This is a genomic window from Mucilaginibacter straminoryzae (assembly GCF_022953055.1).
In the GTDB taxonomy this organism is placed as follows: domain Bacteria; phylum Bacteroidota; class Bacteroidia; order Sphingobacteriales; family Sphingobacteriaceae; genus Mucilaginibacter; species Mucilaginibacter straminoryzae.
In genome coordinates this window covers 114334-133324 of sequence record NZ_JALJEJ010000002.1, presented here as the reverse complement: position 1 = coordinate 133324, position 18991 = coordinate 114334, and the positions used below count along the sequence as shown (strand labels likewise).

At 41.6% G+C, this 18991-nt stretch carries 21 protein-coding genes; 14 read left to right on the top strand and 7 right to left on the bottom strand.

The window, feature by feature from the left end:
- Positions 1 to 156: 156 nt before the first annotated feature.
- The 4 genes from MUY27_RS04295 (at position 157) to lysS (ending at position 5951) form a co-directional block, all read left to right on the top strand.
- Positions 157 to 2070 (top strand): AMP-dependent synthetase/ligase, encoded by a 1914-nt coding sequence (locus MUY27_RS04295; protein ID WP_245128751.1) that lies wholly within the window; start codon positions 157 to 159, stop codon positions 2068 to 2070.
- A 50-nt stretch (positions 2071 to 2120) separates the two neighbouring features.
- Positions 2121 to 3359: a hypothetical protein gene (locus tag MUY27_RS04290; RefSeq protein WP_245128750.1), complete on the top strand. Its 1239-nt coding sequence runs from the start codon at positions 2121 to 2123 to the stop codon at positions 3357 to 3359.
- 81 nt (positions 3360 to 3440) lie between these two features.
- Positions 3441 to 3992 carry a sugar O-acetyltransferase gene (locus MUY27_RS04285; protein WP_245128749.1) on the top strand — a complete coding sequence of 184 codons (552 nt, stop codon included), beginning with the start codon at positions 3441 to 3443 and terminating at the stop codon, positions 3990 to 3992.
- Positions 3993 to 4226: 234 nt separating this feature from the next.
- Positions 4227 to 5951, top strand: coding sequence for a lysine--tRNA ligase (gene lysS, locus MUY27_RS04280; RefSeq protein ID WP_245128748.1), 1725 nt, complete (start codon positions 4227 to 4229; stop codon positions 5949 to 5951).
- A gap of 81 nt (positions 5952 to 6032) precedes the next feature.
- Here lysS and MUY27_RS04275 read toward each other — a convergent pair whose 3' ends face one another.
- From MUY27_RS04275 to MUY27_RS04260, 4 genes are all read right to left on the bottom strand, one after another.
- Positions 6033 to 6692 carry a hypothetical protein gene (locus MUY27_RS04275; RefSeq protein WP_245128747.1) on the bottom strand — a complete coding sequence of 220 codons (660 nt, stop codon included), beginning with the start codon at positions 6690 to 6692 and terminating at the stop codon, positions 6033 to 6035.
- Positions 6693 to 6770: 78 nt separating this feature from the next.
- A complete protein-coding gene (locus tag MUY27_RS04270; RefSeq protein ID WP_245128746.1) occupies positions 6771 to 7097 on the bottom strand; it encodes a HesB/IscA family protein in 327 nt (108 codons plus the stop codon).
- 126 nt (positions 7098 to 7223) lie between these two features.
- Complete coding sequence (gene iscU / locus MUY27_RS04265) at positions 7224 to 7637, bottom strand: Fe-S cluster assembly scaffold IscU (RefSeq protein ID WP_245128745.1); 414 nt, start codon at positions 7635 to 7637, stop codon at positions 7224 to 7226.
- A gap of 116 nt (positions 7638 to 7753) precedes the next feature.
- Positions 7754 to 8965 carry an IscS subfamily cysteine desulfurase gene (locus MUY27_RS04260; RefSeq protein ID WP_245128744.1) on the bottom strand — a complete coding sequence of 404 codons (1212 nt, stop codon included), beginning with the start codon at positions 8963 to 8965 and terminating at the stop codon, positions 7754 to 7756.
- 124 nt (positions 8966 to 9089) lie between these two features.
- Between MUY27_RS04260 and mce the strand changes: the two genes are divergently transcribed.
- The 7 genes from mce to prmA all read left to right on the top strand — a co-directional run bounded on the left by mce (position 9090) and on the right by prmA (position 14281).
- Entirely contained in the window at positions 9090 to 9491 is a 402-nt protein-coding gene (mce, locus tag MUY27_RS04255) for a methylmalonyl-CoA epimerase (RefSeq protein ID WP_245128743.1), read from the top strand.
- A gap of 347 nt (positions 9492 to 9838) precedes the next feature.
- Positions 9839 to 10081, top strand: coding sequence for a hypothetical protein (locus tag MUY27_RS04250; protein ID WP_245128742.1), 243 nt, complete (start codon positions 9839 to 9841; stop codon positions 10079 to 10081).
- Positions 10082 to 10561: 480 nt separating this feature from the next.
- A complete protein-coding gene (locus tag MUY27_RS04245; protein WP_245128741.1) occupies positions 10562 to 10810 on the top strand; it encodes a type B 50S ribosomal protein L31 in 249 nt (82 codons plus the stop codon).
- 65 nt (positions 10811 to 10875) lie between these two features.
- Positions 10876 to 12066, top strand: coding sequence for a putative sugar nucleotidyl transferase (locus tag MUY27_RS04240; RefSeq protein WP_245128740.1), 1191 nt, complete (start codon positions 10876 to 10878; stop codon positions 12064 to 12066).
- A gap of 41 nt (positions 12067 to 12107) precedes the next feature.
- On the top strand, positions 12108 to 12872 hold the full coding sequence (gene tpiA, locus MUY27_RS04235) for a triose-phosphate isomerase (protein WP_245128739.1): 765 nt from the start codon (positions 12108 to 12110) through the stop codon (positions 12870 to 12872).
- Positions 12873 to 12957: 85 nt separating this feature from the next.
- A complete protein-coding gene (locus MUY27_RS04230; protein ID WP_245128738.1) occupies positions 12958 to 13431 on the top strand; it encodes a hypothetical protein in 474 nt (157 codons plus the stop codon).
- A gap of 10 nt (positions 13432 to 13441) precedes the next feature.
- Positions 13442 to 14281, top strand: a complete 840-nt coding sequence (gene prmA, locus MUY27_RS04225; protein ID WP_245128737.1) for a 50S ribosomal protein L11 methyltransferase — start codon at positions 13442 to 13444, stop codon at positions 14279 to 14281.
- A 284-nt stretch (positions 14282 to 14565) separates the two neighbouring features.
- Here the strand turns inward: prmA and MUY27_RS04220 are convergent, their stop codons facing one another.
- Entirely contained in the window at positions 14566 to 15381 is an 816-nt protein-coding gene (locus tag MUY27_RS04220) for a ferritin-like domain-containing protein (RefSeq protein ID WP_245128736.1), read from the bottom strand.
- A 23-nt stretch (positions 15382 to 15404) separates the two neighbouring features.
- A complete protein-coding gene (locus MUY27_RS04215; RefSeq protein WP_245128735.1) occupies positions 15405 to 16103 on the bottom strand; it encodes a ferritin-like domain-containing protein in 699 nt (232 codons plus the stop codon).
- A 115-nt stretch (positions 16104 to 16218) separates the two neighbouring features.
- Between MUY27_RS04215 and scpB the strand changes: the two genes are divergently transcribed.
- The 3 genes from scpB to MUY27_RS04200 all read left to right on the top strand — a co-directional run bounded on the left by scpB (position 16219) and on the right by MUY27_RS04200 (position 18311).
- A complete protein-coding gene (scpB, locus tag MUY27_RS04210; RefSeq protein ID WP_245128734.1) occupies positions 16219 to 16779 on the top strand; it encodes an SMC-Scp complex subunit ScpB in 561 nt (186 codons plus the stop codon).
- A 161-nt stretch (positions 16780 to 16940) separates the two neighbouring features.
- A complete protein-coding gene (locus MUY27_RS04205; protein ID WP_245128733.1) occupies positions 16941 to 17102 on the top strand; it encodes a hypothetical protein in 162 nt (53 codons plus the stop codon).
- Between the two features lie 90 nt (positions 17103 to 17192).
- The gene (locus tag MUY27_RS04200; protein ID WP_245128732.1) at positions 17193 to 18311 is read left to right on the top strand and encodes a GNAT family N-acetyltransferase; all 1119 of its coding nucleotides are present in this window, start codon (positions 17193 to 17195) and stop codon (positions 18309 to 18311) included.
- A gap of 92 nt (positions 18312 to 18403) precedes the next feature.
- On the opposite strand, the gene MUY27_RS04195 is transcribed toward MUY27_RS04200, so the two are convergent.
- Positions 18404 to 18745, bottom strand: coding sequence for a helix-turn-helix domain-containing protein (locus MUY27_RS04195; protein ID WP_245128731.1), 342 nt, complete (start codon positions 18743 to 18745; stop codon positions 18404 to 18406).
- Positions 18746 to 18991: the final 246 nt, after the last annotated feature.

Genomic DNA, 18991 nt, shown 5'->3' with positions numbered 1-18991 from the left:
AAATTTTAGTTAAATTGTAATTGGGAGAACGGAGCGATTAGCATAAGCGTTTTTTCTAACGTCTGTCAAACAACTGTTACTGTTAAATTTATATCCTTGCCTTTATCTTTTTAATAATTAATTTAGCTTAATTATAAACCCCGGATTAATAACTGAATGAATCTTAGTGCAGAAGTAAAAACTGTTCCTGATATGCTCAGGAATGTGGTTAAAAATATTCATCCTGAAACACACACTTTTTTAAAACACAAGGTTAAAGACACCTGGAATGAAATTTCGTTTCGCGAGGTGCTGGAGAAAGCGGATGCTATTTCTGCATGGTTCCTGAACATTGGTGTAAAAAAAGGTGACATGCTGGGGCTGATCATCGAGAATGGCCCAGAATATATTTATTACGACCAGGCGATACAGCAGATCGGCGCGGTGAATACCTCTATCTACCCGACGCTTACAGAGGCGGAGATCGAGTATATCTTAAATGATTCGTGTACGAAAACCTTGCTCATAGGCAATCCCTTCTTACTGCGGAAGGTGCTGAAAGTTGCGAATAACTGCCCGCACCTCATCCGGATCATCCCCGCGTTTGACGACTTTGAAAAGTTTACAGATAAGGTAAGCCTTGCTGCCGGTGTAATCAGTTTCGATGAGGTAATCGCCGAAGGCCGGACATTGGTTGACCAGTACCGTACAACTATCAACATTGCACGCGAAGCGATCCTGCCTTCAGATCTTTCCTGTTTAATTTATACATCAGGTACAACAGGTACGCCTAAAGGCGTAATGCTTACGCATAGCAACTTTGTAGAAACCGTGCGCTACGGTCTTGATCAGATTTCGATTGTGAACGCTGACGATACCTTTCTTTCGTTCCTGCCATTGTCGCACGTGTTCGAACGTTGTGCAACCTATTATATCTGCTGCGGAACGGGCGCTACCATTGCTTTCGCGCAAAGCCTGGAGCTGTTAGCCCGAAATATGACGGAAGTTCGCCCGACTATCATGAACTGCGTGCCGCGTTTGTTGGAGCGTATCCATGATAAGGCCAACAAGAATGGCATGAGTGCAGGTGGCATCAAAACTAAAATATTTGTTTGGGCAATGGGTATCGGTCAGAAATACCGCCAGGCAAAAGAAGGAGGTAAAAAGCCCGGACTGATCTTAACCCGCCAATATAAAATAGCACACAAGCTGGTATTTAGCAAGATCATTGAGAAAACCGGTGGAAGGTTAAAGTTCCTCATTTCTGGCGGTGGTGCGCTGCCTAAAAACGTGGGTGAATTCTTTGGCAACCTCGGCGTTCCGATTCTGGAGGGCTATGGTCTGACTGAAACAACCGGGCCAATGGTGGTGACGGAATTCGAGCGTCAGGTTTATGGCACCGTGGGTCGAATTTTAAAGGGTACCGAAACAGGTATACAGAATGTAGAAACCGGCCAAATTTACACCGTTCAGACACATGACAGCTTCGACTCTAACTTCGAATGCCCCGAAGGGGAAATCATCATCCGTGGCGTAGCCGTAATGAAGGGTTACTGGAACAAGCCAGAAGAAACCAAGGCCGCCATAGATGCGGATGGCTGGCTGCATACCGGGGATATCGGCCGTTTTTATAAGGGCTACCTGCAAATTACCGACCGGCTGAAGAACATGCTGGTAAATGCTTATGGTAAAAATATTTACCCTACCCCGGTGGAGAATACTTATCTGAAAAGCCCTAAAATAGAACAGATATTTTTAGTAGGCGACAAGCGCGAGCACATCACGGCGATCATCGTCCCTTCGCGCGAACTGCTACAGGAAACCTTCGGACTTGCTGATCAATATTTTGAACTGCCGGATTTGTTTATCGAAGATCAACACATTATTGATTGGGTGAACCAGGATGTAAAGAAGCTTTCGAACGAACTGGCTAAATTCGAACGTATCAAGAATTTCAAACTGAAACGTAATCCGTTCAGCATGGAAGAAGGGGAGCTTACCGTAACCCTGAAAGCCAAACGTAAAGTGATCGAGAATAAATATGCTGATGCTATTAACGAAATGTATATGGCGCCAAGCGAAGAATTTTAATGAATTGTCTTTTGTAAACAATATCCTATTAACAATAAACCTTACACAAAATGACTGCTGAAATTGGATTACTTAATAAAAGTGCTGTGGTCATCGCTGCAGATAGTGCAGTGACTATCGGTCAAGGAAATAAAGTTTATAACAATGCAAATAAGATTTATTCCTTAAAACATTGTAATCATATTGGTATCATGATCTACAATAACGCAAATATTATGGAGATACCAGTTGAAACTATTATTCGACTTTATTCAATCGAACAAACAGCAACTTGTCGAAATCTTGTAGACTATAGTGACAGTTTTTTGAATTTTTTATCAACTTTTTTAAAAAAACATGTCACAAAAGAACAGGTAAAAAATGGCGTTGAGATAAACACCTATTTAACATTAGATTCAATTACTGAATCAGTGTCGGATAGTATTAGTGAAAATATAAAATCAAATAGTAAGAAAGATTTGGCAAAAAAAAAGATAGAATTACATCTTGAAGTTGCCAAATATATCCTTGAAGATCTGAAAAAAACACAAATACAGGAGGATTTGAAGAAGTACGATTACGATAGTTTTAAACAAGATTATCAAGAGTTAATTTCTAGCATAATTGATTTGCATAATACCCACCATCAACTATCTTTCAATGCTGAATTTACCGACTTAATAACTGAAATTATTTATTATGATAGTGTCCGAGAAATTAATAGCGATGATGATTTTACAGGTATCATTATAGCTGGTTTTGGAGAAGATGAAATTTATCCAGGCTACATAGAATTGCATATAAACGGAGTTATTAATGACACGCTGCGATGGAGAAAGATAAAAAGCACTTCTGTTAATAATGAAATTACAGCTATAGTTAGACCTTTCGCTCAGCGTGATATGTCTGATGTGTTTTTTAGGGGGGTGGATACCGAGTTATATTCAAAAATAATTGAAACACTCGAGGATGAATATAGTGAAATTGATGACTACATTAATAAGAATTTTCGATTAGATGAGAAAAAGAAAGAACACCTTGAAAATTTTCTAAATGAATCTATAAACAGAATACATAAAAAAATCACGAAGATTTCGCAAGATGAATATATAACTCCTATAATAGACACTATTGATACCTTTCGTAAAGAGGATTTGATTGAAATAGCCGAATCTTTAATAAGTATAACCTCCCTTAAACGAAAAACTTCCAGCAATATACAAAGTGTTGGAGGGCCAGTTGATATTGCAGTTATTACAAAGGGAGAAGGGTTTAAATGGATAAAAGCCAAGCACCTAAAAATAGCTTGAGTGAGCGTTGTTATCAAAAAGAGCGTTCCCCTAACCGGAACGCTTTTTTTATAACTTTACTTTCCTCGAAACTGCTACCCAATGAAAACCGAAAAAGAAAAAATGCTGGCTGGCGAGCCTTACCTGGCGATGGACGAGCAATTGCTTACCGAACGCAACAATGCAAAAAGGCTGTTGCGAGAATTGAACCAGGAATACCTGATGAACGATAACTCGCGCGGGATATTGAAACAGCTGATCCCAAACGCCGGCGACAATTTGTATATCGAACCACCTTTCCATTGCGATTACGGTTATAATATCTATGCTGGTGAAAATGTATACTTCAATGTAAACTGTGTGGTACTGGATGTAATGAAGGTAAGCATAGGCAATAATGTTTTCTGTGCACCAGCCGTACAGATCTATACCGCCACTCACCCGCTTGATGCTATTGAACGACGTAGTACAGAATTTGCGAAACCGGTTACCATCGGCGACGATTGCTGGATCGGCGGAGGATCAATTATTTGCCCCGGCGTCACTATTGGTAACCGCTGTGTAATCGGCGCGGGTTCTGTAGTTACCAAAGACATTCCGGATGATTCCTTAGCGGTGGGCAACCCGGCCAAGGTGATCAGAAAATTAAAGTGAAAAAGCCTCCCTTAAAAAGAAGGCTTTAAGCTTACCAGGGACTTATTCCTGTCTCTGGGTTATTATCATCGCTGTAAAATTGTCCGGTCGGGCCGTTGGCATCGCGTATGACCATTGATACAATGACTAATGACCAATTACTAATGTCAAATGATGAAATGCCCCAATGACTAATCCGTAATGAACTAACAAAGGAAATGCGTATTTTTGCAGCCTTAATTTGAGTACACAATAATGATTATTGCAGCTTTATCAGAACAGGAAATTCTTCGTCGCGAATCTTTACAGCAACTGCGGGCATTAGGTATCGAGCCTTACCCTGCCGAAGCTTATGCGGTGAATGCCTGGGCAAATGATATTAAAGAAAACTTCAACAGCAACCCTGAAGCTTACCAGCAGGTACAGATTGCAGGCCGTATCATGACGCGCCGAATTATGGGGAATGCTTCATTTGCCGAAATCCAGGATTCAACCGGTCGTGTTCAGGTTTACCTGAAGCGCGACGACATCTGCCCTGGTGAAGATAAAACGCTTTACAATACCGTATTTAAAAAGCTGTTAGACATTGGTGACTACATCGGCGTTAAAGGCTTTGTATTTCTTACCCAAACCGGCGAAATTTCTGTACACGTGCAGGAATTAACTATCCTGGCTAAATCTTTAAAACCGCTACCGGTGGTGAAGCGCGACGAAAGCGGCAATGTGTACGACGGATTTACTGACCCTGAAATGCGCTATCGTCAGCGCTACGTGGATCTTACGGTAAACCCTGAGTTCAAACAGATCTTTATCAAACGTACCAAGGTGATCAGCACCATGCGGAACTACTTTAACGAGCAGGGGTGGTTTGAGGTGGAAACCCCAATCCTGCAACCTGTGCATGGTGGCGCGGCGGCCCGGCCGTTTGCAACGCACCACAATACGTTGGATATGCCGCTTTACCTGCGTATCGCTAACGAACTTTACCTGAAAAGGCTGATCGTTGCCGGTTTTGATGGTGTTTATGAGTTTGGGAAAATGTTCCGTAACGAAGGGATGGATCGTACCCATAACCCGGAATTTACCTCCATGGAGATTTATGTTGCCTATAAAGACTACATCTGGATGATGGAGATGGTAGAACAATGCCTGGAACGCGTGGCAACTGAAGTGAACGGTTCGGCACTGGTGCAGGTAGGTGATAAGCAGATTAACTTTGCTGGCCCATACGAGCGCTTAAGCATGTATGATTCCATTTTGAAATATACCGGCATCGATGTGTCGCAGATGGATGAATCAGCCTTACGCCAAACCTGCCGCGACCTGGCTATCGAGGTTGACCATACCATGGGTAAAGGTAAATTGATAGACGAGATCTTCGGTGCGAAGGTTGAAGCAAACCTGATCCAGCCGACCTACATCACCGATTATCCCGTGGAAATGACGCCGCTTGCCAAGAAACACCGTACCAAGGACGGGCTGGTAGAGCGCTTTGAATTGTTTGTAAACGGAAAAGAGATTGCCAACGCTTACTCTGAACTGAACGATCCGATAGACCAGCGTGAACGCCTGGAAGAGCAGCTTTTATTAGCAGGCCGCGGTGACGAAGAAGCCATGGCGATGGACGAAGATTTCCTTCGTTCCCTGGAATATGGCATGCCGCCTACATCAGGATTAGGGATCGGTATTGACCGTTTGGTAATGTTGATGACCAATCAAAGCACCATTCAGGAAGTTTTGTTCTTCCCGCAGATGCGCCCTGAGAAGAAAGCAAAACTGGTTACCATTGATGATTTTGTGGCACTAGGCATCCCTGCAGAATGGGTACCTGTATTAAATAAAATGGGTTTCAATACGCCTGAAGAACTTAAAGCTGCTAACCCTAATAAAGTATTTAATGACCTGGGCGGTATGCGCAAGAAGCTAAAACTCGACTTAACTATGCCAGCTAAAGAAGTGGTGATGGCTTGGTTTGAATAACTCGTCTAAGTTAAAAAAGCGATAAAAGTATCGTAAAAGAAGCCGTTCCTGAATGAGTTAGGGACGGCTTCTTTATTAGATTTAATCGACACACAGACTATCTTCGGTTGTATCTCTAAAAGCATTTTGTTTATCTAATAGCCCCATATCACCATTTTTATCCACTCTTACAGTAACTTTATAATACGGATGACTGCAACCGAACACATCGTAATCAAATAGATGCACGATGTAGGAATCTTTTTCCTTCTCAACGTAAGTTAAGCCGGGATTATCTACTTCATAAACAAAAGAACGTTTATAAAAGCTCTTGTTAAGTATAGGGAACAAGCGGTATGCTGCAATCGCATAACTTATCGCCTCGGTATCGGAAGTTATCGGAGCAAATAGTTTCTGCAACTGTCGCCGGTTTTTTATCAGCAGATAATTGTTATCTTTTTTGATAATTAACACGCGGCTACCGAAGTACATCCCTTCATTCAACCAATCGTATTGTGATATAGAATCCCTGTTGTTAATTCGTTTAAACCCGGAAGCTATCTCGTAATGTGGTATTAATCCTCCAAGGTAATCTGCTTTATCAACTGACAATAGCTTGAACTCTTTTTTTAAATATGAATACTTGCTTGTATCAATTGCTATAGCCTTTAAACTGCGGCTGTAATTAATTTCATTGGATTTACCACAGCTAAAGATTAATAGGATGGAAATAGATATGAGTAAGGTTGTAAAAGGTTTCATTATGAAAGATAGGCAAATCTCGTCTAAAACAGCAAAGGCGCTTTAAAAGCGCCTTTGAATAATTTGTGTTAATTCCTTTTACACCGAGAAGCTCTCGCCGCAACCACAGGTGCGTGAAGCATTCGGGTTGTGGAAATTGAAGCCTTTGCCATTTAAGCCATCCGAAAAATCAAGTTCTGTACCGGCCAGGTAAAGGAACGATTTCATGTCTAGGGCCATGCGTACGCCTTTATCTTCAAAAAACTGGTCGCCCTTTTTTTCTTCGTTATCAAAATCAAGCTTATATGATAAACCGGAGCAACCGCCACCTTGAACAGATACACGCAGGAAATATGAAGGGTCTAAACCCGCGTCCTGCATTAAATGTTCAATCTTATCTTTCGCTTTATCAGTTACTGTTACCATTTTTAGTAGAATCAAGAGTCAAGATCATCATCTCTCGACTAATAAACAATCAATATCAGAACAGGAAATAAGGGCAAGAAATAATTTTTTGTCTTGTTTCTTGGCTCTTGATTCCTGTTTCTAAAATTAATGGTGAGACTTTTCAGTTTCGATAGGTGCTAAGCCATTCTTAACGCGATAATCGTTAATAGCAGCTTTAATTGCATCTTCTGCCAAAACAGAACAGTGGATTTTTACCGGCGGTAAAGCCAATTCTTCCACAATATCCATGTTATCAATAGTCATTGCTTCGTCTATTGATTTACCTTTTAACCACTCTGTAGCTAATGATGATGATGCAATTGCAGAACCGCAACCGAAAGTTTTAAACTTCGCGTCGGTGATTACATTGTTATCGTCAACTTGGATTTGCAGGCGCATTACGTCGCCACACTCTGGCGCACCAACTAAACCGGTACCAACCTGGTTACTTGCTTTATCAAGGGTGCCAACGTTACGTGGGTTGGTGTAGTGGTCAATTACTTTATCTGAATAAGCCATAGCTTTTAAAATTTTAAGTTATCAGTTGCGAGTTGTCAGTTTCCTGCTCCTCGTATATTATTTCTAAAAAATCTGCCAATTCGCACATCTGTAAATCAGCACATCTACAAATCAATTTAGTGTTCTGCCCACTCAATAGAGTTAAGGTCGATGCCCTCTTTGAACATTTCCCACAGAGGAGAAAGTTCGCGAAGGTGGTTAACAGCTTTTTTTGTTACTTCAATAGCATAGTCAACTTCCTCTTCAGTAGTGAAACGGCCTAAACCGAAACGGATAGAAGAGTGTGCCAGGTCATCAGATAAACCTAATGATTTCAACACGTACGAAGGCTCCAGAGAAGCCGAAGTACACGCAGAACCAGAAGATACTGCCAGGTCTTTCATCGCCATCATCAGGCCTTCACCTTCAACATATTTGAATGAAATGTTGGCAACGTGTGGTAAGCGATGTTCTACATTACCGTTAACATAGCTTTCTTCAAGCTCTGTTAATGAAGCCTGTAATTTATCGCGCAGCTGAGATAAACGTGCTGCTTCACTGTCCATTTCTAAACGGGCAAGCTCGCATGCTTTACCTAAACCAACAATGCCAGGTACGTTTAAAGTGCCAGAACGCATGCCGCGCTCGTGGCCGCCACCGTCCATCTGGGCAGTAACCTTAACACGTGGTCCTTTACGGCGAACGTAAAGAGCACCTACGCCTTTTGGGCCATACATTTTATGTGCAGAAAGCGCCAGCAAGTCAATGCCATCAGCATTTACATCTACCGGGATCTTACCAACCGCTTGTGTAGCGTCTGTCATGAACAATGCGCCATGTTTGTGTGCGATAGCGGCAATCTCTTTAACAGGCTGGATAACGCCGATCTCGTTATTACCATACATGATCGAAACCAGGATGGTTTCAGGAGTCATCGCTGCTTCCAGTTGTTCCAGATCAACAAGGCCATCCTCTTTTACAGGAAGGTAAGTAACCTTAGCGCCCAATTTCTCCAGGTGTTTGCAGGTATCTAATACTGCTTTGTGCTCGGTAACCGCGGTGATAATGTGGTTGCCTTTTTCCTTATACATTTCAAAAATACCTTTGATGGCAAGGTTGTCTGATTCTGTTGCGCCTGAAGTAAAGATGATCTCTTTTTCGTTCGCACCAATCAGTTTGGCTACTTGTTCGCGGGCATAATCAACGGCTTCTTCTGCAACCCATCCAAAATGGTGGTTACGGCTTGCAGCGTTACCAAACTTCTGGGTAAAGTAAGGTATCATTGCTTCCAGCACCCTTGGATCCATCGGAGTGGTAGCGTTGTTATCTAAATATACAGGAATGTTCATAATCTTCGTATTAACAATGCAAAGATAAATAAACTTTTGCCGGATTCACCCTTGCAGGCTTTACTAAATGTACGTTTGCAGTCATTAATTTGCAATATTTGGATACGTAATTTTAGTGAAGTCTATGACAAAGATAGAACATATCGGGATAGCGGTAAAAGACCTTGCTGCAGCTGGCAAATTGTACGAAAAACTGCTGAATACAAACGTTTACAAGACAGAAGAAGTAGCGAGCGAATTTGTGCGCACTGCCTTTTTGCAAACCGGCCCAAATAAGATTGAACTGCTGGAGGCAACGGCAGAAAATAGTGCTATTGCCGGTTTTATCGCAAAAAAAGGGGAGGGTATCCATCACATTGCTTTTGATGTGGAAGATATTGAAGCAGAGATGCAGCGGTTAAAAAACGAGGGGTTTGTCCTACTGAACGAAACCCCTAAACGCGGTGCAGATAACAAGCTGGTCTGCTTTGTGCATCCTAAAAGTGCGAACGGCGTACTGATAGAATTATGCCAGGAAGTAAAATGAAAACCAGAATCAAGAGTCAGGAATCAGGAAATGTTCTTTCTTATTAATCTTTCGTCCTTTGTCTTTTTATCTTTTCGTCTTGATCAGGTGTAGGCTTCAAACGTTTTAGTTCCCACGTCATCCCGAACTTTCTGCACAGAATTATCGTTTTTGTACTAACTTCTCTTGCTTTTCGTTTTATTACTTTAGACTGTCTCGGTATCGGTGAAATGGGAACCCTTTTTGCTGTATTGAGTACGTTGTACTCCCAATGTATACTCATTAGGAATAAAATTAATTGCCAAATATATTTTCTAAGGAGCTGTTCAGTTGAAATTTATCTATAAATGCTATTAAAACAATAAATTATGAAAAAGTCAGAATTTGGAATGATCGCAGGGGGCATAGTACTCATGATCTTGGGTGTGTTATTATTTAGTCATTTGAAACATCAGAATGCCGTTGACTCACACACATGGACAATAAATATTAACGGAATCCGGTCATTCCCATGGTTAACCTTCGCCGGTTTTGTGATTTTTATGATTGGTGTAGTTTTCAATATCGCTTCTCACGGGAACAAGAATATGTATAGCCATAAGGCAGAGTAGTCAACCGATAGTAGTTATCAAAAGGCATTCATTGATACCGCAGTGGGGTGCCTGCATCATCAGGCCATTCTTGATGCCCTGCGGGTATTGCTTGGCCTTTTTGTTGAACGGTGTTGCTTTTTTAAATCACCAGGCCTATTTAAGCTGGATACTTGAGCGGTAAGCACGGTTATCGCTTTTTCCGCAAAGTATCCGGTTGATAATAGGTGATGTCACTTGTGTGCATCTTTTTGATGCTGGGTTCAGGGCCGTTATCACTCGACTACCTTCTCAGGAAAATTCAGAACCAGGCCAACTGAGCGTATACATTGAGAGTACTATACCATAATTTCCTATTATTTATCTAAAAGGCTGGATACCACCTTGTCTTTTGTCTTTTCGTCCTTTTTCTACTCTGTGTTGAAAACTTTTTGCGCTGCTGTTTTTACTTTAAACTAAAACTTGTATATTTGCACCTCTTTTATAAGGAACGTAATTGATATGAAACAGGACCTGCATCCAAAAAATTATAGATTAGTGGTTTTTAAAGACATGTCTAACGACTATTCTTTCATCACCAAATCATGCATTGATACCAAAGAGACCGTTAAATGGGAAGATGGTAATGAGTATCCATTGGTTAAATTAGAAATTTCTCATATGTCTCACCCGTTCTATACAGGTAAGATGAAACTGGTAGATACTGCCGGCCGTATCGATAAATTCCGTAGCCGTTACGCTAAGAAATAAGGTATCGCCTTTAAAATATTTGAAAGTCTCCCGGCACAATCGGGGGACTTTTTTATTTTTGTGCAATGGCAATCATTTTATTTGACGATCAAAGGTATCAAACCCTGTTACCTTTAACCTTTACCCGCCCCGTTGCCGACCTGCGCATTGGTATACTTACCATCGCTCAAAAATGGGCAGTAAACCTCAAGAAAAGCTACTCCTTCCATACACGCGCTTATTTGCAGCCAAAGTTTCAACTACAGATCAGCGAAGATAACCTGTTCATCAACGGTGCTTTTTGCCCGGATGAGCAGTTATTGGATGCGATTAATCAACTACAGGAAGGGGAGATGCTGAAGTATGAGAATTCGTTGGTCGCAGTTAAATTGAATTCAGCAGATGCAAAGGATTTCAGCGCGGAAAAAATTTACGACTGCGAGGTTACCTACCAGGGGACACCTGTTGTATTAACCTATCCCGAAGATATTTTCAGGAAGAACGATATAGAGCAGCGTAAAGATTTCGCGCTGCTTACCAAAGGACGCACCAGTGCAAACATCAGCAGTACCAACACCATCATTGGCGATAACTTTTTTGCAGAAGAAGGCGCAGTAGCCGAATGCTCGACTTTCAACACGAAGAACGGGCCCATTTATCTGGCCAATACTACCGAAGTTTGGGAAGGCGCCCACATCCGCGGCGGATTTGCCTTGTGCAACAACTCGCAGGTAAAAATGGGCACCAAGATTTATGGCGCTACTACGGTTGGCCCCTATTCGAGGGTGGGTGGCGAGATCAACAACGCCGTGATCTGGGGCTATTCATCAAAAGGGCACGAGGGTTACCTCGGTAATTCCGTTATGGGTGAATGGTGTAATATCGGTGCGGATAGCAACAATTCTAACCTGAAGAATAATTACGCCGAAGTGAAGCTGTGGGATTATGCAACAAATCGTTTCCGTAAAACGGGGCTTCAGTTCTGTGGGTTGATTATGGCAGATCATTCTAAATGCGGCATCAACACTATGTTTAATACCGGAACGGTAGTGGGCGTAAGTGCGAACGTTTTTGGCGCAGGCTATCCTAATAATTTCATCCCGGATTTTAGCTGGGGAGGGGCAGAGGGAATGGAAACCTACGCTTTAAATAAGGTTTTTGAAACTGCTGCGAAGGTTTACGAACGCCGCGAACACCGTAGCTTTAACCAGGTAGAAAAAGACATCCTTTCGTACTTGTTCGATCATACGAAAACCTATCGCGAAAATTGGAATTAAGAAATAAGTATTTACTCTACATAAATTAATCTTAAGGAGACATGAGAAAAAAAATCGTCGCCGGTAACTGGAAAATGAACCTGGACTATAATGAAGGTTTAGCGTTATTTTCTGAAGTAATTAACATGGTGAAAGACGAGGTGACCGGCCAGCAGACCGTAGTAGTTTGCAGTCCGTTCATTCATTTACATAGCCTGGCACAATTAGCTAAGGGCTATGATAAAGTAGCTGTTGGCGCACAAAATGCAAGTGATAAAGAAGCTGGTGCTTACACCGGCGAAGTATCTGCTAAACAAGTACGTTCTACAGGTGCGGAGTATGTGATCCTGGGGCACTCAGAGCGTCGTCAGTATTTCGGCGAGCAGAACGATGTGCTTGCCGTGAAAACAGACGTAGCTTTAAAGAATGGCCTGAAACCAATTTTTTGTATCGGCGAGACGCTGGATGAGCGTGAATCTGAGCAACATTTTGAGGTGATCAAAACGCAGCTGAAAGAAGGGTTATTCCACCTGTCTACCGAACATTTTGAGCAGGTTGTAATTGCTTACGAGCCCGTTTGGGCTATCGGTACTGGTAAAACAGCAACAGCAGAACAGGCGCAGGAAATTCACGCATTTATCCGTAACGAAATTGCAAGTAATTATACCCAGGAGGTAGCTGATAACACTACCATCCTTTATGGTGGCAGTGCGAACCCTAAAAATGCGCCGGAGCTATTCTCGCAGCCGGATATAGACGGCGGCCTGATCGGCGGTGCTTCTTTAAAGTCGCGCGACTTTACCGATATTGTTAAAGTGTTTAATTAAATAGTCATGAGATGTGAGTATTGAGATGTTTGATGAATAAGAAGGTGTCTCAAATCTCACATCTCAATACCTAATTCTCTAAACAATGCTTTACCTGCGGAAATTAGCTTATTCGGCGCTTGTTACTTTCGTTCCGTTTGTTATATTAGCCTGGTTGCTGAAACAATTGTTTCCATATCAGCTTCATCCGCAGGCTTATCCGAACGAATTTACCTTTACAGATCTTCGAGTATATTTTTCGCATGTGATGCCGCTTTTATATGTAGCTGCTCTTTTATTAAATGGGCTGTACGTAGAAAAGCTTGTTAAGCGATTCTTTTCATCAGCACAGGGTGAAAGAAAAAAACAATTGCTCACAGTAGCGATAGTGATTATCATATTCTCCGTAATTTTAAGCATACTGATCTGGAGCCCCGAGGCCGGGTTAACAACTTTACTGCGCTCTGTATCAACCTGCGTAACAATTCAAGCTATTTACTGGCTGCTTACCGCGGCAATGTTATTTACCGGGTATAAGCTTCATGCGGTTATCCTGCGCAATAACTTATACCACTTTTAATTTTATTTTTATGAATTATGTAGAACTGGTTTTCACGCTGGCAGCAGCAGAGGATTATCAGAAAGATTTACTGATTGCCGCGTTAGGCGATTGCGGTTTTGATACTTTTGAAGAAACTGAGAACGGTTTTAAAGCCTATATGCCAGAAAATACTTTTAATCAGCCTGATGTAGATGCCGCGTTGGAAGTTTATAAAAGTATGTTCGGGTTCGGTTACCAGGTAAACACCATCGCGCAGAAAAACTGGAACCAGGAGTGGGAGAGCAACTTTCAGCCCATCCAAATCAAAGACCAGGTATATGTAAGGGCAACCTTCCACGAACCTTCCGCAGGTTTTCCATACGAGATCATCATCGATCCTAAAATGGCGTTCGGTACAGGGCACCACCAAACCACGTCAAAGATGATGGAGCTGATGCTTGGCGCAGGTTTCAAGGGTAAAAAGGTATTGGATATGGGTTGTGGTACAGGTATATTGGCCATTCTGGCTTCAAAACTTGGTGCTGCTGAAATTGTAGCGATAGACTATGACCCGGTTTGCTACGACAGCACGATAGAAAATTCGAAACTAAATGGCGCACATAATATTGAGGCCGCCTGCGGATCTAAGGAAGCGATACCAGATACCCAGTTTGATATTATCCTGGCCAATATCAACCGAAACATCCTGCTCGATCAGATGCAGCGTTATGCCGAAGTACTTAAACATGGTGGCGATATCTATTTTAGTGGATTTTATGAATCGCCAGATCTGGATATAATCAAAGAAGAAGCGGCTAAGTATCATCTTGAATACGAAACCCATTTAAAAATGAATGAATGGGTGGCCGCGCGTTTTAAAAGGATATAAAGGATACGAGCCCCGCAGTAATAGCGGTAAATAAAAAAGGTCGGGCAAACTCTCGCAGTTTGTTCCGACCCTACATCTACCTATGAAAAACAAGCCCTTTTGAGTAGGGCAATAATATATAGACAAAGGATATACCAAATTGCCAATTGTTGCTCTAAAGGAAATAAATAGCCTATTTATAGGTAATTATATAATTTACTTGGTAACTAATTGCCCAAATCGGGAATTATCAGTACAAAAAACGCCCCATTTGGGGCGTTTAAATAACTAATGATTAATGTTGTTTAAGCTTTAATAAATAGCGTCAGGATATTAACAACAGATGTTTTATCTAACGGTTCGTCAAACGCTTCTGTTGCCGCATTCGTGTTTACAATACCTGCTATATTAACGCCTGCCTGTGTGGTGTTATCTTCGCCCACATAAACTGCTGCAGCAGCCGGTACCGTGATACCACTTTGTGTACCTGTTTTCCAAGGTTTTATAGCTACACCACGTAACTGGCGCATACGGCGTAAGTGCGAAGCGTGGCGTGCTTCTACCGAATGGATGTTTAATGCTGCTGTTAACACGGTTGCATTTCCCATTAGGTTGGTTGCCTGCCCTTTGTATGCACGCTCACCGGTATCTTCAAAGGCTTGCGCTAACGCCAGGAAGGTGTCATAGTCGGTTTCTACCGCAGCAAACGGACCATTACCAGAACCGCTACCACCGGAAAAGTCGAATGTCGGCGAAGCGATAGCCGCAGAACCTAATACAGATTTTAAAAACTTCACATGGTTGTTTTCATCCATCTGGATCAACTGTAGACCTGGTTTATCCGCCGCCGGAACGTATGATTTAGGGACGTATTTGTTATAGAAGCTCGACTCCAGGTATTCTGCAGTCAGCGCAAAATTGAGTACATCATTTACGTTGGTAGTTGCAGTTTGGCCGTAAGCTTTTTTAAATAAAGTTGAAAATGCAAACGGTAGCGCTGCTACAGCTACTTTAGAGCCGAAACTTGTAATGTTTTTGATGGCTGCACGACGTGGGCTGATTCTGTCCTGAAACTCCGGGTCTGCGTTGCTTATATTTTCGATAATGTCAAATAAGTTCATGATTTGTAGTTTTTAAAGGTAGATTAATAGATGCCTAAACTTGGGATAGCCAATTTTTTGCCGGTGAGGTACTGATTAGCAATTGGTACTACCTGTGCAGGTGTACGTGAAATTTCAAGGCTGGTGTTGGCAATGTCAACTACAGATGAATCAATAAAAGAATTATAAGAGATCAGATCGCGGATCAGTGCAGCATGGCGCGCTTCAACAGAAACAATCTTTCCTGCTAAAACAAGATAATCTGCCTTTTGGATCATGGCACCTGCACCGTTATAAGCGGATACGCCTAAGTCTTCAAATGCTTTAGAAGCTGCCAGAACGCTGGTACGGTCAGCGAAATTGATGCTTGAGAAATTTGGTGTCAAACCTTCAATCGCGTTACCGGCTAATGCCGCTTTAAAGAACTCGCGGTGTGCAATCTCATGATCGCGAATATCAGTCAGGAGTGAAAGCTCTGCCGAGCTGATACCAGAATATGGCGTTTGAACAACTTGTGTGTAGAAAGCGGCTTCCAGTTGTTCTAAAGCATAAGCATAGTTTAGAATAGCAATATCGCCAGAGCCCAGATCTACGTGATCATTCTCAATGCCTTTACGGTCTTTACTGCACGAAGACATGGTGATTGCCCCTGCAGCTAAAGCAGCACCTGCTCCGGCATAGCGTAGAAATTGCCTGCGAGCCATTCCACCTTGCTGCGGAACCTCTTGTGTTGATGTTTTCATAAAAGTTGATAGTTTTTAATAAACGGTTAATAATTGTTACATCTACTACAATCTACGAGTATTGGTGTTTGCTGGATTCCAACTTCTAAAAGTTTTACTTGATTATATTTGCGGTATGGAAAATATAGTCCAAAACCTGGAGGCGTTGATCTTTGCTTCGGAACAGAGCATCCGGCTGGAAGAGTTGCAATACTGCCTTCAAAGTATTTTTCATGAAGACATTAGTGCGGAACAGGTTATAAAATACCTGGATGATATTAAAAGCAAATATGCAGATGAACAATTTGCGATAGAATTAGTCAGGACGGGGAACGGCTATCAGTTTCTCACCAAGAAAAAATATCACGAGGCCATTAACCAGTTGCAGTTGCAGCGCTCTAAAAAGAAACTTAGCCAGGCGGCCATAGAAACGCTTGCGATAGTTGCTTACCGTCAGCCGATTACGAAACTCGAGGTTGAACAGATCCGTGGTGTAAATTGCGATTATACCATTCAGAAATTGCTGGAAAAAGAACTGATTGTGATATCGGGTAAGGCGGATTCTGTGGGTAAACCTTTGCTATATAGTACCAGCCCCTTATTTATGGATTATTTCGGTATAAATAATATCAGCGAACTACCGCAATTAAAAGACCTTGTAAATGAGAATGATAGTATTGGCGAGCAAAAAGATTGATTTTTAGTATTTCTTTGATTATTGATTTTCGTTATTTTTGATAGAACATTAACGCTCACAACCTGATGAGCACAACAAAAGTAAAAGTTATCTTGCTATAGATTTACCATTAAGTTTTAAGTGCAATGGCAACGCCCAAGAAACCCGAAAAAAAGAAAACTGTGTCGAAGACCGCAGGAGTTGGCAAATCCCCTAAGTCTGCTGACCCAAAAGCGAAAAAGAGATTCATTGATGATGACGATGATGATGACGATTTTGAAGGATCTTATGATGATCTGGACTATGGTAATCTCGGAAGTTTCGACGAAGACGAGGATTATTAATTAAGTATTCCATCATATTTAAGAACTTAAGCATTCAGTCTGCTAAGCTGGATGCTTTTTTTGTATAATTTAGGGCGGTAACAGCTACTTATGACGATAAAAGAAGTTAAGGATAAACAAACCATAAAAGAGTTTCTGGATATACCAAGGCTGATTTATAAAGACGACCCTAACTGGGTTTGCCCGCTTGATAACGATATCGAGTCGGTTTTCGATCCCAAAAAAAATAGTTTTTTTCAGCACGGGCAATGTACGCGTTGGGTGTTAAAAGGCGATAAGGGTGAATTACTGGGGCGTGTTGCGGCTTTCATTAATGAGCAAAAGGCCTATAAGTATGACCGGCCGACTGGCGGAATGGGCTTTTTCGAAAGCGTGGATAACCAGCAGGTTGCCGATCTGCTTTTTGATACTGCAAAGAACTGGCTGAGCGAAAGAGGGATGAAAGCCATGGACGGGCCGATAAACTTTGGTGAAAACGATACCCACTGGGGCTTGTTGGTAGAAGGCTTTATCCCGCCTTCGTACGGTATGAACTACCATCGTCCTTATTACAAAAAGCTTTTTGACAACTACGGTTTTACTACCCTTTATGAGCAAATTACCAATACCATAGATGCCCATAAGCCCTTCCCTGAGCGTTTTACAAAAATCGCAAACTGGGTAGCACAAAAACCTGGGTATGAATTTAAACACCTGGTAGCAAAAGATATTGATCGCTTTGCGGCTGACTTCCGCGAGATATACAACGATGCCTGGGAAAATTTCGAGAATTTTGTACCGATAGCTACCGAAACTATTATGGACAGCTTCTGGCAGATGAAACCCATTATGGACGAGAACCTTATCTGGTTTGCTTATGTAAATGGCGAGCCGGCATCGGCAGTGGTGGTATTACCTGATGCTAACCAGATGTTGAAGAACATCAACGGCAAATTGAATTTACTGGGTAAGCTTAAGTTTGCCTATTACCGGTGGAAAGGTGTATCACGAATGAGGGCCGTGGTAATGGGCACCAAGCAAAAATATCAGAACCACGGGCTGGAATCTGCTTTATTCATCAAACTAAAAGAGTATGTACTGCCGCTGAACCGTTATAATGAAATGGAGCTGAGCTGGGTAGGGGATTTTAATGATAAAATGCTGGCACTGCATTACGCTATGGGGGCTACCTTCAGTAAGAAGCATGCCACCATGAGGTATATTTTTTAGTATCCAGAGCACGCTCGATAAAAATAATTGCAAAAAAAATGCCCGGAGTATTCCGGGCAATGTCTTATTCAATGCAATGCAAAATTGTCTGGTTAGGCTGTTGCTTTACTTTGACGAAGCTCTTCAAATAATTCAATTACTTTTTTCTGCAAGTCAATCACCTCTGTCTCACGATCCATCAGTTTTTTGTTGATGGTTTCCAATTCATTGGCATATTTTAAGTCGCCCTCGGCATCATTAAAAGTGAGTAGCTGAACCACTGACATTTCAAATAAATCAGCTATTTGTTCAAGGCGTGACAGGTTAATGTCTGTAATACCCGTCTCTATTTTAGAGAAAGCAGGTATAGAGATATCTAATCTCTTGGCGACATCTTCCTGGCTCCAACCTTTTTGATGACGTAATAATCTGATTTTTTTTCCCAGTGTTTTCATTCTTGATTTTTAATTAGGATAAAGGTTTCTCAATAGTTAATAAAGTTACAACAAATATTTTTAAATAAAAATAAAATAATATTAGGTGATTTGCAATAACTTACACGTTAAGTTATCAGGTTTTATTCCACAACACTTATCCACATTAAAAACCCTATTTTTTGCCACTGTTTAATCGCATTTGTCGCGGGATAATCTTTTTCTTATAGCTGTTTATTTTTTCTTATAACTGTTTATGAACAGCAG

Bases quoted from the DNA above. Each gene is read 5' to 3' on its own strand.
- MUY27_RS04295 (WP_245128751.1), top strand. From the start codon at position 157: ATGAATCTTAGTGCAGAAGTAAAAACTGTTCCTGATATGCTCAGGAAT.
- MUY27_RS04290 (WP_245128750.1), top strand. From the start codon at position 2,121: ATGACTGCTGAAATTGGATTACTTAATAAAAGTGCTGTGGTCATCGCT.
- MUY27_RS04285 (WP_245128749.1), top strand. From the start codon at position 3,441: ATGAAAACCGAAAAAGAAAAAATGCTGGCTGGCGAGCCTTACCTGGCG.
- lysS (WP_245128748.1), top strand. From the start codon at position 4,227: ATGATTATTGCAGCTTTATCAGAACAGGAAATTCTTCGTCGCGAATCT.
- MUY27_RS04275 (WP_245128747.1), bottom strand. From the start codon at position 6,692: ATGAAACCTTTTACAACCTTACTCATATCTATTTCCATCCTATTAATC.
- MUY27_RS04270 (WP_245128746.1), bottom strand. From the start codon at position 7,097: ATGGTAACAGTAACTGATAAAGCGAAAGATAAGATTGAACATTTAATG.
- iscU (WP_245128745.1), bottom strand. From the start codon at position 7,637: ATGGCTTATTCAGATAAAGTAATTGACCACTACACCAACCCACGTAAC.
- MUY27_RS04260 (WP_245128744.1), bottom strand. From the start codon at position 8,965: ATGAACATTCCTGTATATTTAGATAACAACGCTACCACTCCGATGGAT.
- mce (WP_245128743.1), top strand. From the start codon at position 9,090: ATGACAAAGATAGAACATATCGGGATAGCGGTAAAAGACCTTGCTGCA.
- MUY27_RS04250 (WP_245128742.1), top strand. From the start codon at position 9,839: ATGAAAAAGTCAGAATTTGGAATGATCGCAGGGGGCATAGTACTCATG.
- MUY27_RS04245 (WP_245128741.1), top strand. From the start codon at position 10,562: ATGAAACAGGACCTGCATCCAAAAAATTATAGATTAGTGGTTTTTAAA.
- MUY27_RS04240 (WP_245128740.1), top strand. From the start codon at position 10,876: ATGGCAATCATTTTATTTGACGATCAAAGGTATCAAACCCTGTTACCT.
- tpiA (WP_245128739.1), top strand. From the start codon at position 12,108: ATGAGAAAAAAAATCGTCGCCGGTAACTGGAAAATGAACCTGGACTAT.
- MUY27_RS04230 (WP_245128738.1), top strand. From the start codon at position 12,958: ATGCTTTACCTGCGGAAATTAGCTTATTCGGCGCTTGTTACTTTCGTT.
- prmA (WP_245128737.1), top strand. From the start codon at position 13,442: ATGAATTATGTAGAACTGGTTTTCACGCTGGCAGCAGCAGAGGATTAT.
- MUY27_RS04220 (WP_245128736.1), bottom strand. From the start codon at position 15,381: ATGAACTTATTTGACATTATCGAAAATATAAGCAACGCAGACCCGGAG.
- MUY27_RS04215 (WP_245128735.1), bottom strand. From the start codon at position 16,103: ATGAAAACATCAACACAAGAGGTTCCGCAGCAAGGTGGAATGGCTCGC.
- scpB (WP_245128734.1), top strand. From the start codon at position 16,219: ATGGAAAATATAGTCCAAAACCTGGAGGCGTTGATCTTTGCTTCGGAA.
- MUY27_RS04200 (WP_245128732.1), top strand. From the start codon at position 17,193: ATGACGATAAAAGAAGTTAAGGATAAACAAACCATAAAAGAGTTTCTG.
- MUY27_RS04195 (WP_245128731.1), bottom strand. From the start codon at position 18,745: ATGAAAACACTGGGAAAAAAAATCAGATTATTACGTCATCAAAAAGGT.